The organism is Thiohalorhabdus denitrificans (genome assembly GCF_001399755.1).
GTDB lineage: Bacteria > Pseudomonadota > Gammaproteobacteria > Thiohalorhabdales > Thiohalorhabdaceae > Thiohalorhabdus > Thiohalorhabdus denitrificans.
Genome location: NZ_LJCP01000010.1, coordinates 507,125 through 521,453 on the forward strand (window position 1 = coordinate 507,125; position 14,329 = coordinate 521,453).

The window sequence follows — 14,329 nt, forward strand, 5'->3', positions numbered from 1 at the left end:
GTGCGGCCCCGGAGCGAGCCGGGCTCCTGGGGCCTAACGGGATCAGGGCAGGTATTCGGTGTGCCCGCAGGCGGGGCAGACCGGCAGGATGTCTTCATCGTTCTCCAGAACGACCTCCTTGCCGCACTTGCGGCACCAGTATCGACGGGCTCCCGGGCTGGATCCGGACGTGGACATTGCTTCCTCCCCCAAAAGGTGGCAGCCGTTTTCACACAAAAAATTTATGGCCTTTTCCGCCCTGGGTCAATGCCGGTCCTTCGCCTCCTGTTGCCCGGGAACGGAAAGGGCCTGGTAACGGCCCCACTATATGGACCCGCAATCATCGCAAGGACGCGCCATGATCTTCCGTCAGCTCTTCGAGGATATATCCAGCACCTACACCTACCTGCTCGGCAGCCAGGAAACGGGGCGGGCCGTTCTGGTGGACCCGGTACTGCCCACCTGGCAGCGGGACCTGGAGGTTATCCGGGACCTGGGCCTCCGGCTGGCGTACACCCTGGAGACCCATGTGCACGCCGACCACATCACCTCGGCCCGCATGCTCCAGCAGGAGGCGGGCAGCCGCATCGCCGGGCCGTCCCTGGACGGCCTGCCCTGCACCGAGGTGGGCGTCGACGAGGACCATCCCCTGGTGGTGGAGGACATCCGCGTGGAGGCCCTGCACACCCCAGGGCACACGGATAACCATATGGCCTACGTGGTGGGGGAACGGGCGCTGACCGGGGACGCCCTGCTGATCGACGGCTGCGGGCGCACGGACTTCCAGAACGGCGACGCCTCCACCCTCTACCACAGCATCCACGACAAGCTGTTCACGTTGGCCGATGACACTTTGGTCCACCCCGGCCACGACTACCACGGCCGGTGGGTATCCACCATCGGGCAGGAGAAGGGCCGCAACCCGCGTCTTGGCCAGGGCAAGAGCGAGGCGGAGTTCCTGGAGATCATGAACAACCTCAACCTAGCCTACCCCAAATTCATCGATCACGCCGTCCCCGGCAACCAGGGATGCGGGGAGTGTCCGCCGGACATTCCGGCGCATCTGCGGGAGTATTGCGGGGACATGGAGCATAGCCCGCAGGGCTGACCCCCGGAGGACACCCCCCCGGTTCCTTCCGCCCTATCCCTCGGGGGCGCCCGGGGGATGGCCCGTCCGTTTCGCCCGCAGCCGCGCCAGCCGTCGGTCCCCTTCCGGGGTCCCCGCCAACGGCGCCGCCCAACCCAGCGCCTTCCCCGCATCGCGGGCGATATGCTCCCAGTACTTGGCCAGGCGCTCCCGGGAATCCCGGCAGCCCCGCACCGCCAGGGCCTCCCAGATCGCCAGCGCCGCCGGCCATTCCTCCCGGCGGCGGTAAAGCCGCGCCAGCTCGCGCAGGCCCTCGGCGTCGAGGTGCTCCCGGTTGGCCGCCAGCACCTCCCGGGCCCGCGCCTCCTGCCCACACCGGAAATGGGCCCGGGCTGCGCCCAGCACATCGCCGCCCCACGGCGCGGGCTCGGCGTGGATGCGGTCCAGCACGGGCACCAGGGCGGACAGGGCCATCAGGTCGCGCTCGTTGTGGCGCACCACCGCCGGCAGGCGCCCCGCGTCGCCGGCCTGGAGGAAGTCGAACCAGGCCTGGGGCGCCTCGGCTCCGGGCAGGTCGTCGGGCCGGCTCACGCCGAGCAGCCGCTCCTCGGCGGTGGCCAGGCGGCAGTCGGGGAAACGGCGGCCGAACAGCCGGCGGAAGGGGTAGAGCAGGTCCAGGTGGTCGCGCCCGGCCAGGGGGTCAGGGCGGCCGCTCATACGGCAGCGGGTGGTGAGCAGGGGCACATCGAAGCGCTTGCCGTTGAAGGTGACCAGGTGGTCCCCCTCGCCCACCCAATCGGCCACCGCCGCCAGCAGGGCCGCCTCGCCGCCGAAGCGGGTGAGCAGGAGCTGGCGCTGGGCCAGGGCGTCCCCCTGGATGCGGGCCAACCCCACCAGGAAGGCCACCGTGCCGGTGCCGCCGGCCAGGCCGGTGGTCTCCGTGTCCAGGAACACCGCCCGCTCCGGCGCCAGGCCGGCCGCCTCCGGCAATGCTTCCGGGGCCCGTTCGGCATTGGCAAGCTCCGCACCCTCATAGCCCTCGGCCAGGGGCAGACGCCGGTCGCGCACCAGCACCCCCTCGGCCAGGGACTCGGCGCCGATGCGCTCGGCCAGATCCTCGGGGCCCAGGTCCTCCCGGGGCGGGCGACGGGCGCCGCCGACGCGCTGCACCCGCTCGGCCAGGCTGGGGCCGGCGGGCTCCGCGCCGGCATCCGGCGCAGGGCAATCCGGCCGCTGGCCGGTCTGCCGCCGCAGGTCGGCGAGGCGGCCCTTCAGGCGGCTCACGGCTCCGCCCCTCCGCCCAGCAACTCCAACACACGCGCCGCCGCCCCCTTGGGCGAGAAGCCCCGCTCGGCATCGGAGGCCAGGATGGGCCCCAGGCAGGCGGGACAGCCGTGGGCGCAGTCGCAGGCCGCCACCAGCTCGCGGGCCTGGGTCACCACCGCCTGGCGCTGGTCGTACAGCGGCGCGGACAGGCCCACGCCGCCGGGGTAGTTGTCGTAGAGGAACAGGGCGGGCACGAAGCGGCCCTGGGCCTCCGGATCGCCGCTTCGCGTCGCCCCGAGGTCTTTTGTTTCCGGCGAAACTGAGCCGGGGGCAGCCTCGCTGCCGTCGAAGTGCTTGATCTGGCCGCGGCCGCTCGCGCCCACGGTGGCGAACCACTCGGCGTCGCCGTCGCCCACCGCCCGGCCCAGGTCGCCCGGCTCGCACATGGCGCGCAGGGCCGCCACGTGGTGCAGGGCGTAGGCGGCGCCCAGGAAGCCGTCCAGGGCCTGCTGGCGGCTGGGGAAGTTGGCCTCCAGGACGCCGGCGCCGAGCTGCCACCACACGGCGGTGGTGTGCATCTCCTGATCCGGCAGGCTGATGTCGCCGAAGCCGATGTTCTCGTGGGTGTAGTAGCGGATCTTCTTGTAGCCGGCGATGCGCCGCACCAGGTGGACCTCGCCGTTGGCGGCCTCGCCGCTGCCCTGCCCCGCCCGCTCGAAGGCCTCCAGGATCTTCAGGCGGATGTAGTCGATGGCGTCAGTGTAGTAGTCCGCCTTGGTCCGGCGCACGAAGGCCTTGCGTCCCTCCCAGTCCAGGGTCTCCACCTGGTAGGGCTGGGCCTGGATCATGTAGATGGCGCCCTCGTAGATGGTCATGGGGGCGCTGGCGTAGTCCACCTCGGCGACGATGGTCTGGCCGCCGTCCGTGACGTCCACCACCACGAAGTTGCCCTCCGCCACCGAGCGCAGGCTGACGCTGTTGGCCGGGTAGCTGTCCGCAACCCAGTGCCAGCGGTCGCCCTCGCCGTGGACGATGCCCTCCTCCGCCAGGTAGGCCAGCATCTCGCCGAGGTCCTCACCGCCGAAGGACTCGCCCTCCCGGAAAGGCAGCTCGAAGGCGGCGCAGCGCACGTGGTCGAGCAGGATCAGGAGCTGGTCGGGGTCGATGCGGGCGTGCTCGGGCGAGGCGCCCAGGAAGAAGTCGGGATTGCGGATGACGTACTGGTCCAGGGGCAGACTGGAGGCCACCACCACCCCCAGGGCGGCCCGCTCCCGCCGCCCCGCCCGGCCCAGGCGCTGCCAGGTGGCGGCGATGGTGCCGGGGTAGCCGTTCAGCACCGCCACATCCAGGGCGCCGATGTCCACGCCCAGCTCCAGGGCGGAGGTGGCCACCACGCAGTGGATGTCGCCCTCCCGCAGCCGCTTCTCGGTGGCCCGGCGCTCCGTGGGCAGATAGCCGCCGCGGTAGGCCGCCACCTTCTCCGGTTTGCGCGGGTCGCTGTCGAAAACCTCCTTCAGGTACTTGGTGAGCACCTCCACCATGAGCCGCGAGCGGGCGAACAGGATGCTCTTCAGACCGGCGCGCACGGCGGTGCGCACGATGCGGGTGGCCTGGGAGCGCGCCGAAGCGCGCAGGCCCAGGTCGGCGTTGACCACCGGCGGGTTCCACAGCAGCAGGTGCTTCTCCCCGGCGGGTGCACCGCTTTCGGTGATGGCCGCCACCTCGTCCTCCACGAGCTGCTCCGCCAGCTCCTGCGGGTTGGCGATGGTGGCCGAGGAGAGGATGAACACCGGGTTGGTGCCGTAGAAGCGGCAGATCCTCCGAAGTCGGCGCAGGACGTTGGCCATGTGGGCGCCGAACACGCCGCGGTAGGTGTGGGTCTCGTCGATGACCACGTAGCGCAGGTTCTCGAAGAACTGCGCCCATTTGGTGTGGTGCGGCAGCACACCCTGGTGGAGCATGTCGGGGTTGGAGACGACGATGTCGCCGCGGGTGCGCACCGCCTTGCGGGCGTCCCCCGGCGTATCGCCGTCGAAGGTGAAGGCGCGCACGCCCAGCTCGCCGACCTGGTTCAGCTCGGTCAGCTCGGCCACCTGGTCCTGGGACAGGGCCTTGGTGGGGAACAGGTAGAGGGCCTTGGCCTCCACGGTGAGCACGTCCTGGAGCACGGGCAGGTTGTAGCACAGGGTCTTGCCCGAGGCCGTGGGCGTCACCACCACGGTATGCTGGCCGGCGCGCACCCGGTCCCAGGCCGCCCGCTGGTGGCTGTACAGCCGGGTCACGCCCCGGGCGCGCAGGGCTGCCGCCAGGCGGGGGTCCAGCTCGCCGGGGAAATCGGCGTAGTCGCCCTCGCGAGCGGGGATGACCCGCTGGCCGGTAATGCGGCCACGGTATTTGGCCATGAGGCGCTCGGCGAGCCGAGCCACAGGGTCGGCGTCGGCGACGTCCAGGGGGCGGTTGTCCAGGCTTTGGCTCACGAGGTGTTCTCTATATGTTCTCCGTATGCGATACTAGCCGACAAACCCATCCAGGGACAAGCGCCATGGACATCCCGCTGACCCGTCGGCAACGCGAGATCTACGAGTACCTTCAGGCCCACGCCGACGAGCCGCCGCCCAGCCTGGACGAGCTGGCTCGGGCCCTCGGCATGCGCTCGCGGGGCTCCCTGCACCGTCACATCCAAGCCCTGGTGGATGCGGGGCTGGTGGAGCCCATGGACGGCAAGAAGCGGGGCGTGCGCCTGATCCCCGTCGAGAGCGACAACGACGACGAGCTGCCGCTCCTGGGCCGGATCGCCGCCGGCCAGCCCATCGCCGCCCTGCCCCAACCGGAGACCTTCGAGGTCCCCACCCAGCTACGGCGCGACCGGCCGTGCTACGTGCTGGAGGTGGACGGCGACTCCATGATCGACGAGGGCATCTTCGACGGCGACTGGGTGGTGGTGGAGCAGCGCGACCGTGCCGACAACGGCGAGCTGGTGGTGGCCCTGATCAATGGCGAGGAGGCCACTCTAAAACGCATCGAGCAGCGGCCGGACCGGGTGATCCTCCACCCCGCCAACGCCGACCACGCCCCGCAGGAATACGCCCCCGAGCAGGTGGAGATCCAGGGGGTGGTGGTCAGCCAGATGCGGCGCTACTTCTGAGCAGGCGGAGCCAGGGGGGAGCGCCAGGAGGCGGCCCGATCGTAGGCGGCCATGGCAATGACCGCGGTGTTCAGGCCCTGGATAAAGGCGGTGACGGATTCGCCGCCGTGCATGGCCGCGGCGAGCAGTCCGTAGACCCCGCGCGCCATCTCGAAGAACGCCATGCCCCCCATGGCCACCGCGGCGAACAGGAAGAAGGCGGAGAATCCCGCCACCGCGAAGGCACGCAGGGACTCCGAGCGGGCGAGAGGGCCGGGCAAAAGGAAACTCCACATCGTAAGTCCTCCAATGGCATGGGTAGGACGTCTTGGCGGCCCTTGATTGCAAGGAGCGCGCCAGTTCCGATTCCCGTTTTGGGGCCGGGGGTTACCTTTTCCGCCCCGCAAGTTTCGTCTCCTTTTCCCGACGCTCGCCCTGCCCGGTTCTGTCCGGCCGCCTCCCCCGGGCCCGTTTCCCCATTCCCGGCCGCCACATACAGGGTTTTCCCTGATGTCTTCCTGCAGCGACATCCTGAGGCCTCGGGAGCGCCCCTCTTTTCAGGGGGCACGGGCATTCCCTACCCGACGGGGTAGTTTGACGCCGATGCCCGCCTGCACTAGGGTTAAAATCGTCTGAAATGGCTGAGAATGTCCCTCGGGTATTCGGCCGCCGCCCCTTTCGGACTTCGCCCCTGCAACGGAACCCGACCGCCATGACCACCCGCGACGCCCTCCATCGCCCGCTTCGGGACCTGCGCATCTCCGTCACCGACCGCTGCAATTTCCGGTGCGTCTACTGCATGCCCAAGGAGATGTTCGGCTCCGATCACACCTTCCTGCCCCGGGCCGAGATCCTCTCCTTCGAGGAGATCGCGCGGCTGGCCCGGGTGTTCGCCGGCCTGGGCGTAAACAAGCTTCGCATCACCGGTGGCGAGCCGCTGGTCCGCCACGACATGGAGGAGCTGGTGGGCATGCTCGCCGCGGTGGAGGGCATTGAGGACATCACCCTGACCACCAACGCCACCCTGCTGCCCGGCAAGGCGGAGGCCCTGCGGGACGCGGGCCTGAACCGCATCACGGTGAGCCTGGACGCCATCGACGATGCGGTGTTCCGCCGCATCAACGACGTGGGCTACCCCGTGGAGCGGGTGCTGGAGGGCATCCAGGCCGCCGCCGAGGCCGGTCTGGGGCCCGTCAAGGTGAACATGGTGGTCAAGCGCGGCATGAACGAGGACCAGATCCTCCCCATGGCCCGCCATTTCCGGGACACGGGCCACATCCTGCGCTTCATCGAATTCATGGACGTGGGCAACAGCAACGGCTGGCGCATGGACGACGTGGTCACCGCCGCCCAGATCCGCGACACCCTGGACGCGGAATGGCCCCTTGAGCCGCTGGACCCCAACTACCCCGGCGAGGTGGCCAGCCGCTACCGCTTCGCCGACGGCGCCGGCGAGGTGGGCATCATCTCCTCGGTGACCGAGCCCTTCTGCAGCACCTGCAGCCGCGTCCGGCTCTCCGCCCAGGGCGAGCTGTATACCTGCCTGTTCGGCGGGCAGGGCCACGACCTCCGCGCCCTCCTGCGCGGCGGGGCCCCGGATGGGGAGATCGGGGAGTTCCTGAAGGCCCTGTGGTCCGGCCGCGCGGACCGCTATTCCGAGCTGCGCACCGAGGAGACCGCTGCCCGGCCCAAGGTGGAAATGTCCCACATCGGCGGATAGGCGGTCTCCGGAGCCATGTCCTACCTCCTCGACGGGCCCGAGTCCGCCCCGCTCACCCTGGCCCTCGCCCACGGCGCCGGCGCGCCCATGGACACTGCGTTCATGGACGCGGTGGCCCGCTCCCTGGGGGAGCGCGGCTGGCGGGTGGCGCGATTCGAGTTCCCCTACATGGTCCGGCGGCGGGAGGACGGCAAGAAGCGCCCTCCCGACCGCCAGCCCGTCCTCCTGGACACCTGGCGGGCGGTGATCGAGGAGCTCGGCCCCGAGAGGCTGGTAATCGGGGGCAAGTCCATGGGCGGGCGCATGGCCAGCCTGGTGGCGGACGAGGCGGGAGTGGCTGGGTTGGTATGCCTTGGCTACCCCTTCCACCCCCCCGGCAAGCCCGAGCGCACCCGCATCGACCACCTCGGCGCCCTGGCCACCCCAGCACTCATCGTGCAGGGCACCCGGGATCCCTTCGGCAAGCCCGAGGAGGTGGCGGGCTACCCCCTGTCGCCGGCCATCCAGGTCCACTGGACCGAGGACGGCAACCACGACCTGGCGCCCCGCAAGCGCTCCGGCCGGACCGCCGAGCAGAACCTGGCCGAGGCCGTGGCGGCCGTGGATGCCTTCCTGCGAGCCCGCCTCTGTTAGGGCGCCGTATGGCCTTTCCAACCCGAAAGGAGTCCTGTAGGAGCGGCTACCAGCCGCGACCTGTGGTCGCTCCCGCAAAGAGCTCTGCCCCAAGGCGGGGATCGGGGAGGGAATCCCCTGGGCTCCACGATGCCGAAGAACCGGGCCCCCGCCGGAGGACGCGACTGCTGCCCGCGTGGTAAGTTGTATTTTTTAACTGCCTTATAAGGAGGGGGTATGTCCGCCCCGCCGGCCTCGGAGCCAACCGAGCGGAGCTACCTGGCCTACAACGTAACCACGCTGTTCAAGCGCTGGGGGCTGGAGGATCCGCAACAGACCGCCCTGCTCGGCCTGCCGCGGCGGGAGAAGAAGCAGCTGGAGCGGTTCCGGAAGGGAGCGCCCCTACCCGAGGAGCCCGAGATCCTGGGCCGGGCCAGCGCCCTGCTGGCCATCAATCAGCGCCTGGCGGACCGCTTCCCCGCCGACGACCCGCGGGTCTATACCTGGGTGGTGACCCCGGAGGAGGGCCTGGAGGGCCGGCGGCCCCTGGATGTGATGGTGGAGGACGGCATTCCCGGCATCCGCCGAGTCCTGGAGCACCTCGACGAGGCCCCCTCCCTCAGCTGACCCAGCCGGCGGCGAGACGGGCCGTCCCGCAGGCCGCCTCGCCGTGCTCCGCCTCCTCCATGGCCACACCCAGCAGCCCGGCCCGGATCCGGGTCCAGGCGGGATTGGCGGCCCCGCCGCCCACCGTCCGCACGGAGCGCGGATGGGGCGCGCCCAGCTCGGCGAGCCGGCGGTAGCCCCGCGCCTCGATGGCGGCGATCCCCTCCAGAAGGCCCTGCAGGAATTCCGCAGGGTCCTCGGGGCGGGGCTCCAAGCGGGGCGCCAGCTCCGGGTCGTTGTCCGGAAAGCGCTCCCCGGTCTCCGGCAGGGGCAGGTAGTCTAGGCCGGTGGGCCGATCGGGACGGAGGCGGGGGGTCAGCGCCTCCAGCTCGGCGTCCGTAAAGAATTGCCGCAGCACCGCTCCGCCGCTGTTGGAGGCCCCGCCGGCCAGCCAGCGGTCGCCGAGCCGGTGGCTGTACACCCCGTGCTCCGGGGCGAAGACGGGACGCTCCGCCACCACCTTGAGGGCAAGGGTGGATCCCAGCGAGGTTACCGCCTCCCCCACCGCGCCGGCCCCAGTGGCCAGGAACCCGGCGATGCTGTCCGTGGTGCCCGCCAGGACCGGGATCCCCCTAGCGAGGCCCATGCGGGCCGCCGGATCGGCGGCCAGGCTCCCCACCCGGGTCCCCGGGGCCACCACCTCCGGGAGCAATTCCCCGGGCACGAGCTCCTGCACCCAATCGGGCCAGCCCCGGCGCACGGGGTCATAGCCCAGCTTCAGGGCGTTGTTCTCGTCGCTCACCCCGTAGTCGCCGGTGAGGCGCCCCGTCAACCAGTCGGCCGCGTGCAGGGCGTGGACGGCCGTCCCCCCCTCGCCCCGACCGAGGCGGTGGAGGAGCTTGGCCAGGCTGCTGCTCGCCCCGTGGGCGCCGCTTTCCGCCGGCGCGGCGCGGGCGATGGCCTCCGCCTCCGCCGTGGCCCGGCGGTCGTCGTACATGATCGCCGGTCCCAGGGGTCGGCCGCCGCGGTCGGCCAGCAGCAGGGTCCCGGAGGTGGAATCCAGCGCCAGCCCCCGGACCGGCGCATCCGGCAGGCCCGCGGCCAGCCTCGCGGTGGCCTCCATCAGCGCCTCCCACCACGACTCCGGTTCCTGCTCGTGGCGGCCATCCCCGCCCACTCCCGTCGGCAGCTCCGCCACCTCCTGGCCGCGAAGCCTCCCCTGCCCGTCGAGGGCGCACACCCGGACGCCGGAGGTACCCACATCGGCGCCCAGGTACAGGGCGCGCGGTTTCCGGTTCGTCATTCCTCGCCCGCCCCCTGCTGGTAAAGCCGGCTGTCCAGGTAGCGCTCGTGGGCGTGGCGCACGAACACGGCGAGGACCGCCGCCACCGGCAGCGACAGCAGCACCCCCACGAAGCCGAACAGCTGCCCCCCGGCCAGGACCGCGAAGATCACGGCCACGGGGTGCAGACCAATGCGGTCCCCCACCAGGAGGGGCTGCAGCACCACGCTCTCCAGGACCTGCCCCACCAGGAACACCGCCAGCACCCAGACCAGGTCGAGGGGGGCGCCCGTCTGCACCATCATGGCCGCCCCCGCCAGGATCACCCCCAGGATGAAGCCCAGATAGGGGACGAAGCTCACCAGACCGGCAATCAGGCCCACCAGGAAGGCCAGGTGCAGGCCCGCGATCCAGAGGCCCACCGAGTAGACCAGGCCCAGGGCCAGCATGACCAGGAACTGCCCGCGCAGAAACCCGGCGAGCACATCGTCCGATTCCCACACCAGTCGCGAGACCGTCTCCACCCGGGAGCGGGGCAGCAGGTCGTGGAGCCCCGCCACCAGCCGGTCCCAGTCGCGCAGCAGGTAGAAGGTCACCACCGGAATGAGGACCAGGTTGGCCGCCCAGCCCACCATGGCCATGCCCGAGCGGGACACGGTACCCGCCAGGGCGGCCGCCAGGCCTCCCGCCTCCTGCCAGTGCCTCTTGAGGGACTCCTTGAGGGCCTCCAGGGAGGCGCCGTCGGCCTCCAGGCCCAGATTCGCGGCGAGAAAGGGGAAAAGGGTGCCCTGGAGCCAGCCGAGGTAGTGGGGCAGCTGCCGGATCAGGGCCCGGATCTGATTGTCCAGCAGGGGAATCAGGAGCAGGAACAGCGCCAAAAGCGCGGCCAGCAACACCAGGAAGACCGCCCCCACCGCCGCGGTGCGGGGGATGCCCCGCGCCTCGAAGCGATCCACCAGGGGGTCGCCGAGGTAGGCCAGCAGGGCGGCCACCAGAAAGGGAGTAAGGACAGGCGCCAGCAGGTAGAGCAACCAGCCGGCTCCGGCCGCTCCCGCCAGGAGCAGCCACTTCTGGGTGTCGGTCATCCGTGGCTCCGGGTGGTTGAACGCCGAAATGGGGGCGGCATCGTACCGCGACCTCCCCGGCGGGGGGGACCCCCGTGCGGCGCTAACCGTGCAACGGTGTTCCCGGATACCGGCTGGGCCGGACAAACCGGAGCGGGCTCAGAAGCAGCTTAGCACCTCGGCGCTCTCGCCCTCCCACCGGGCCTCCTCGGGGCCGGGGCGCACCTCCCAGCGCGCCGTGGTCGGTCCCGACCTGCCATCGATATAGTGGAGGGTAAGGAGGTACGCCCCGTCACCGCGCTCCGCCACCTCCCAGCGCTCGAACTCCAGCCCCATATAGCTTCTTTCGAAGAGCTGGGACAGGTTCTCCTCCAGGGGGCTGGTGCTCAAATCGCACTGCTTGCTGAAGTCCGTATCCAGTAGGAAATCAAAAGCCCGGGCCGCATCGGGGTTCTCGGGCTTCTCCCTGAATTCGGCGGCGGCCGCAACTTCTGAGGCCGGGAGGACGGACAGTATGAAATATGCAAGGAGGGTGGGTTCCCTGGACATGGCTCATCTCCACAACCCCCCCTTCGTATGTTTACGGGCCGCCCCTATTCCGGTTCGGGGAATTCCGGGGCACACCCGCCCTTTCCCGCACTATAGGCAGGAAATGAACCGAAAAACAACGTCGGCGCGAAAAGAAGATCCCGTGCCCCGACCGGGGGTGCTGGCGGTGGTCTGGAAGGAGGATCGGGTCCTGCTCGTGCAGCGCCGGGATCCTCCCCAGCCCGGATACTGGGGATTTCCCGGCGGCCGCCTGGAATGGGGCGAGACGATCCTGGAGGCGGCGCGCCGGGAGCTCCGGGAGGAGACGGGGGTGGATGCCCTGCCCCGGGAGGCCTTCGGGGCCGTGGATGTCCACGACCGCGACGAGGCGGGGAACCTGCGCTACCATTACGCATTGATCGCGGTCCGTCTGGACTACCGGGAGGGGATCCCCCGGGCCGGGGACGACGCCCTGGCGGCGGACTGGTTCGCTCCCCGTGCGCTTCCGGAGCCCCTTTCGCCGGGAGTGGGGGAGCTGTTGCGGCGCAGCCGGGAACTCCGCCGACCCGCGGCGGACCAGGCGGCCATGGACCCTGCGCACCACCCCGACCGCGACGGAGAATGAGGATGGCGACCCTGAACGAGCTGGACGAGGTGCTGCGGGAGACGGTGGAGCGGCTTGCCGCCCTCGGGGAGGGTGACTCCGAGATCACGGACCGTTACCGGAACAAGGCGCTGGCCCAGGTGAGCACCCTGCGCACCAACCTCGCCCTGGAGGCCGGCAGCCGCACCCGCCCGCCCGGAAGCGGCCGCTCCGGGGACCCGTCCTCCTGACGGGGGAGGCCCAACCCCATGCCCTCGCTTCCCGCCAGCCCCCGGCCGGCCCCTCGCCCCCGGAAGCCCTCCGGTAGCGGCTTGGCGGCCCTGGTCCTAGGGCTGGGGGCCGCCCTTTCTTCCGCCGCGGCGCCGGCGGGAGCGCAACCGGCCGGCCCAAGCCTGGATGTCCGCATCGGCCAGATGCTCATGGTGGGATTCCGCGGCACGCTACCGGGGCCGGAGCACCCCATCCTGGAGGATATCCGCCAACGGCACATCGGCGGGGTGATCCTGTTCGACCGGGACGTGGCCTCGGGCTCGGAACGGCGCAATGTGCGCAGTCCCGGCCAGGTGCGGCGGCTCACCGCCCGGCTCCAAGAGGCCGCCGACCGCCCCCTGCTGATCGCCGTGGACCAGGAAGGCGGCCGGGTGAGCCGCCTGCCCCCGGAGCGCGGCTTCACGGCGGCCCCCTCCCCCGCCGAGCTAGCCGCCGCCGGGACGGAGGCGACCCGGCGGGCCGCCCGGGAGACGGCGGGGCAGCTGCACCGTCTGGGGCTGAACCTCAACCTAGTGCCGGTGCTGGACCTGGCGCGCAACCCGGACAGCCCCGTCATCGCCGGCCTGGGGCGCAGCTTCGGGGCGGAGCCCGGCCCGGTATCCCGCCACGCCGCCACGGTGGTCCGCGCTCACCGGGGCGCCGGCGTACTGACCTCGGTCAAGCATTTCCCCGGCCACGGCAGCGCCCGAGGCGATACCCACCGGGGGTTGGTGGACATCACGCAGACCTGGGCCCAGGCGGAGCTGACCCCCTACCGCCGGCTGCTCGCCCGGGGGCTGGTGGACACGGTCATGGTGGGCCACCTCATGCACCGCGGGCTCGACCCGGATTGGCCGGCCTCCCTGTCGCGCCGGATCATCCACGGCCTGCTCCGGGAAGAGCTGGGCTTCGAGGGGGTGGTCATCCTCGACGACCTGCAGATGGGGGCGATCCGGGAGCATCACGACCTGCGCACCGTGGTCCGCCGGGCCCTGGAAGCGGACGCTGACATCCTGCTGTTCGGCAACAACCTGATCTACGAGCCGGATATCGCTGGGCGGGTCCACGGCATCATCCGGGACCTGGTCCGCACGGGGCGGGTCAGTGAGGAGCGCATCGACCGCTCCTATCGGCGCATCCGGGCTCTCAAGGAGCGCCTGGGCACCATCCACCCGAGCCGGGAAAAGGAGGGCTGAATGCGAGGCATCCTGGGAGCGGTCTGCCTGACGGTCTGCCTGCTGGCCCACGCGGCCGCCGCCGGCGGTGAAGGGGCCGGCGATAGGGTGGAGGTCACCGTGGCCGGAGAGCGTTTGGAGGCGGAGATCGCCGCCACCCCCGGGGACCGGCGCCGGGGCCTCATGGGGCGCAGCCGCCTGGCGGCGGACCGGGGCATGCTCTTCGTGTGGCCGGAGGCGGACCACCGCGCCTTCTGGATGAAGAACACCCCCCTCCCCCTGTCCATTGCCTTCCTCGGCGACGGGGGCCGCGTCCTCAACATCGAGCGGATGGCCCCCCTGCGCGAGGACATCCACTACCGCTCCCGCGGGCCCGCCCGGCTGGCCCTGGAGGCCAATCAGGGCTGGTTCGAGGAGCGGGGTATCGAGCGGGGAGACCGCATCCGGCTGCGCATCCCGGCGGACCTCCTACCCTGGCGCGAAGACGCCCTGGTGATGGGGCGCCCCTGAGGCCTCCCTAGCCTTCCTCTTGCTGGTCGCCGGGCGGCTCCTCCTCGGTCAGGGCCAGCAGCGCCGCCTCCACCCGCTCGAGGCAGTCCGTTTCCCCGCCGAGCATGCCCTCGCCCTCGGCGGTCTCCAGCCCGCGGCCGTCGTATTCCCAGCGGCGCAGGAGCTCCACCTTCTCGGCGCGGTCCAGGGCGGGATGGTCCCGGATTTCCTCCGGCGTGGCGAATACCGCCAGGGGATCCCTCCGGGCCTTCTCCAGATCCGGCCTCGCATCGCCTGCCACGGCCATGGCCGTTCCCTCCGTCAGGATTGGACCGGGGATCCGGTCCGGATGGGTGTTCCTACCGCCCGGGGCGAGCCTGCGGCCTGGCTAGCCGGGAACTCGCCGATGATAGTACTGGGGCTCCTTGAAAGGGGATCTCCGCAATGGTATCCCCTCCTACCGGATGTCCTCACCGCCAAATGGCAGGGCGAAGAGGCCGGATATCCCTTGATTGTTCGGCACCCTCACGGCCTGTTCAAGCCC

Annotated in this window: 17 protein-coding genes; 9 read left to right on the forward strand and 8 right to left on the reverse strand. The window is 71.0% G+C overall.

Annotated elements, in window-relative coordinates:
* Nucleotides 1-42: 42 nt before the first annotated feature.
* On the reverse strand, nucleotides 43-177 hold the full coding sequence (locus tag AN478_RS14495) for a zinc ribbon-containing protein (RefSeq protein WP_074471209.1): 135 nt from the start codon (nucleotides 175-177) through the stop codon (nucleotides 43-45).
* Nucleotides 178-337: 160 nt separating this feature from the next.
* Here AN478_RS14495 and AN478_RS09005 point away from each other — a divergent pair, with 160 nt between their 5' ends.
* Nucleotides 338-1,087, forward strand: coding sequence for an MBL fold metallo-hydrolase (locus tag AN478_RS09005; protein ID WP_054966275.1), 750 nt, complete (start codon nucleotides 338-340; stop codon nucleotides 1,085-1,087).
* A 33-nt stretch (nucleotides 1,088-1,120) separates the two neighbouring features.
* Here AN478_RS09005 and AN478_RS09010 read toward each other — a convergent pair whose 3' ends face one another.
* Together AN478_RS09010 and AN478_RS09015 are read right to left on the reverse strand one after the other, a co-directional pair.
* Nucleotides 1,121-2,350 carry a ribonuclease H-like domain-containing protein gene (locus AN478_RS09010; protein WP_054966276.1) on the reverse strand — a complete coding sequence of 410 codons (1,230 nt, stop codon included), beginning with the start codon at nucleotides 2,348-2,350 and terminating at the stop codon, nucleotides 1,121-1,123.
* The gene (locus tag AN478_RS09015) at nucleotides 2,347-4,734 is read right to left on the reverse strand and encodes a DEAD/DEAH box helicase (RefSeq protein WP_082433006.1); all 2,388 of its coding nucleotides are present in this window, start codon (nucleotides 4,732-4,734) and stop codon (nucleotides 2,347-2,349) included. The genes AN478_RS09010 and AN478_RS09015 overlap by 4 nt, the downstream gene beginning before the upstream one ends.
* A 140-nt stretch (nucleotides 4,735-4,874) precedes the next feature.
* Here AN478_RS09015 and lexA point away from each other — a divergent pair, with 140 nt between their 5' ends.
* Nucleotides 4,875-5,477: a transcriptional repressor LexA gene (gene lexA, locus AN478_RS09020; RefSeq protein WP_054966277.1), complete on the forward strand. Its 603-nt coding sequence runs from the start codon at nucleotides 4,875-4,877 to the stop codon at nucleotides 5,475-5,477.
* Here the strand turns inward: lexA and AN478_RS09025 are convergent.
* Entirely contained in the window at nucleotides 5,468-5,752 is a 285-nt protein-coding gene (locus tag AN478_RS09025) for a hypothetical protein (protein ID WP_143004044.1), read from the reverse strand. The two genes, lexA and AN478_RS09025, sit on opposite strands and share 10 nt — an antisense overlap.
* A gap of 416 nt (nucleotides 5,753-6,168) precedes the next feature.
* On the opposite strand from AN478_RS09025, the gene moaA reads away from it, so the two are divergent.
* The 3 genes from moaA (at nucleotide 6,169) to AN478_RS09040 (ending at nucleotide 8,415) form a co-directional block, all read left to right on the forward strand.
* On the forward strand, nucleotides 6,169-7,176 hold the full coding sequence (moaA, locus tag AN478_RS09030) for a GTP 3',8-cyclase MoaA (RefSeq protein ID WP_054966279.1): 1,008 nt from the start codon (nucleotides 6,169-6,171) through the stop codon (nucleotides 7,174-7,176).
* Between the two features lie 15 nt (nucleotides 7,177-7,191).
* A complete protein-coding gene (locus AN478_RS09035) occupies nucleotides 7,192-7,809 on the forward strand; it encodes an alpha/beta family hydrolase (protein ID WP_054966280.1) in 618 nt (205 codons plus the stop codon).
* Nucleotides 7,810-8,025: 216 nt separating this feature from the next.
* On the forward strand, nucleotides 8,026-8,415 hold the full coding sequence (locus tag AN478_RS09040) for an antitoxin Xre/MbcA/ParS toxin-binding domain-containing protein (RefSeq protein ID WP_054966281.1): 390 nt from the start codon (nucleotides 8,026-8,028) through the stop codon (nucleotides 8,413-8,415).
* On the opposite strand, the gene AN478_RS09045 is transcribed toward AN478_RS09040, so the two are convergent.
* The 3 genes from AN478_RS09045 to AN478_RS09055 all read right to left on the reverse strand — a co-directional run bounded on the left by AN478_RS09045 (nucleotide 8,408) and on the right by AN478_RS09055 (nucleotide 11,289).
* The gene (locus AN478_RS09045) at nucleotides 8,408-9,697 is read right to left on the reverse strand and encodes an FGGY-family carbohydrate kinase (RefSeq protein WP_054966282.1); all 1,290 of its coding nucleotides are present in this window, start codon (nucleotides 9,695-9,697) and stop codon (nucleotides 8,408-8,410) included. The genes AN478_RS09040 and AN478_RS09045 overlap by 8 nt on opposite strands.
* Nucleotides 9,694-10,761 carry an AI-2E family transporter gene (locus AN478_RS09050; RefSeq protein WP_054966283.1) on the reverse strand — a complete coding sequence of 356 codons (1,068 nt, stop codon included), beginning with the start codon at nucleotides 10,759-10,761 and terminating at the stop codon, nucleotides 9,694-9,696. Before AN478_RS09050 ends, AN478_RS09045 begins: the two co-directional genes overlap by 4 nt.
* Before the next feature lie 138 nt (nucleotides 10,762-10,899).
* Nucleotides 10,900-11,289, reverse strand: a complete 390-nt coding sequence (locus tag AN478_RS09055; protein WP_054966284.1) for a hypothetical protein — start codon at nucleotides 11,287-11,289, stop codon at nucleotides 10,900-10,902.
* A gap of 142 nt (nucleotides 11,290-11,431) precedes the next feature.
* Between AN478_RS09055 and AN478_RS09060 the strand changes: the two genes are divergently transcribed.
* The 4 genes from AN478_RS09060 to AN478_RS09075 all read left to right on the forward strand — a co-directional run bounded on the left by AN478_RS09060 (nucleotide 11,432) and on the right by AN478_RS09075 (nucleotide 13,806).
* Complete coding sequence (locus tag AN478_RS09060; protein WP_231627367.1) at nucleotides 11,432-11,893, forward strand: NUDIX hydrolase; 462 nt, start codon at nucleotides 11,432-11,434, stop codon at nucleotides 11,891-11,893.
* Between the two features lie 2 nt (nucleotides 11,894-11,895).
* A complete protein-coding gene (locus AN478_RS09065; RefSeq protein ID WP_054966286.1) occupies nucleotides 11,896-12,102 on the forward strand; it encodes a hypothetical protein in 207 nt (68 codons plus the stop codon).
* Between the two features lie 81 nt (nucleotides 12,103-12,183).
* Complete coding sequence (locus AN478_RS09070; RefSeq protein WP_231627368.1) at nucleotides 12,184-13,317, forward strand: glycoside hydrolase family 3 protein; 1,134 nt, start codon at nucleotides 12,184-12,186, stop codon at nucleotides 13,315-13,317.
* Complete coding sequence (locus AN478_RS09075; RefSeq protein WP_074471208.1) at nucleotides 13,318-13,806, forward strand: DUF192 domain-containing protein; 489 nt, start codon at nucleotides 13,318-13,320, stop codon at nucleotides 13,804-13,806.
* A 7-nt stretch (nucleotides 13,807-13,813) separates the two neighbouring features.
* Here AN478_RS09075 and AN478_RS09080 read toward each other — a convergent pair whose 3' ends face one another.
* Nucleotides 13,814-14,092, reverse strand: a complete 279-nt coding sequence (locus tag AN478_RS09080; protein WP_054966288.1) for a hypothetical protein — start codon at nucleotides 14,090-14,092, stop codon at nucleotides 13,814-13,816.
* Nucleotides 14,093-14,329: the final 237 nt, after the last annotated feature.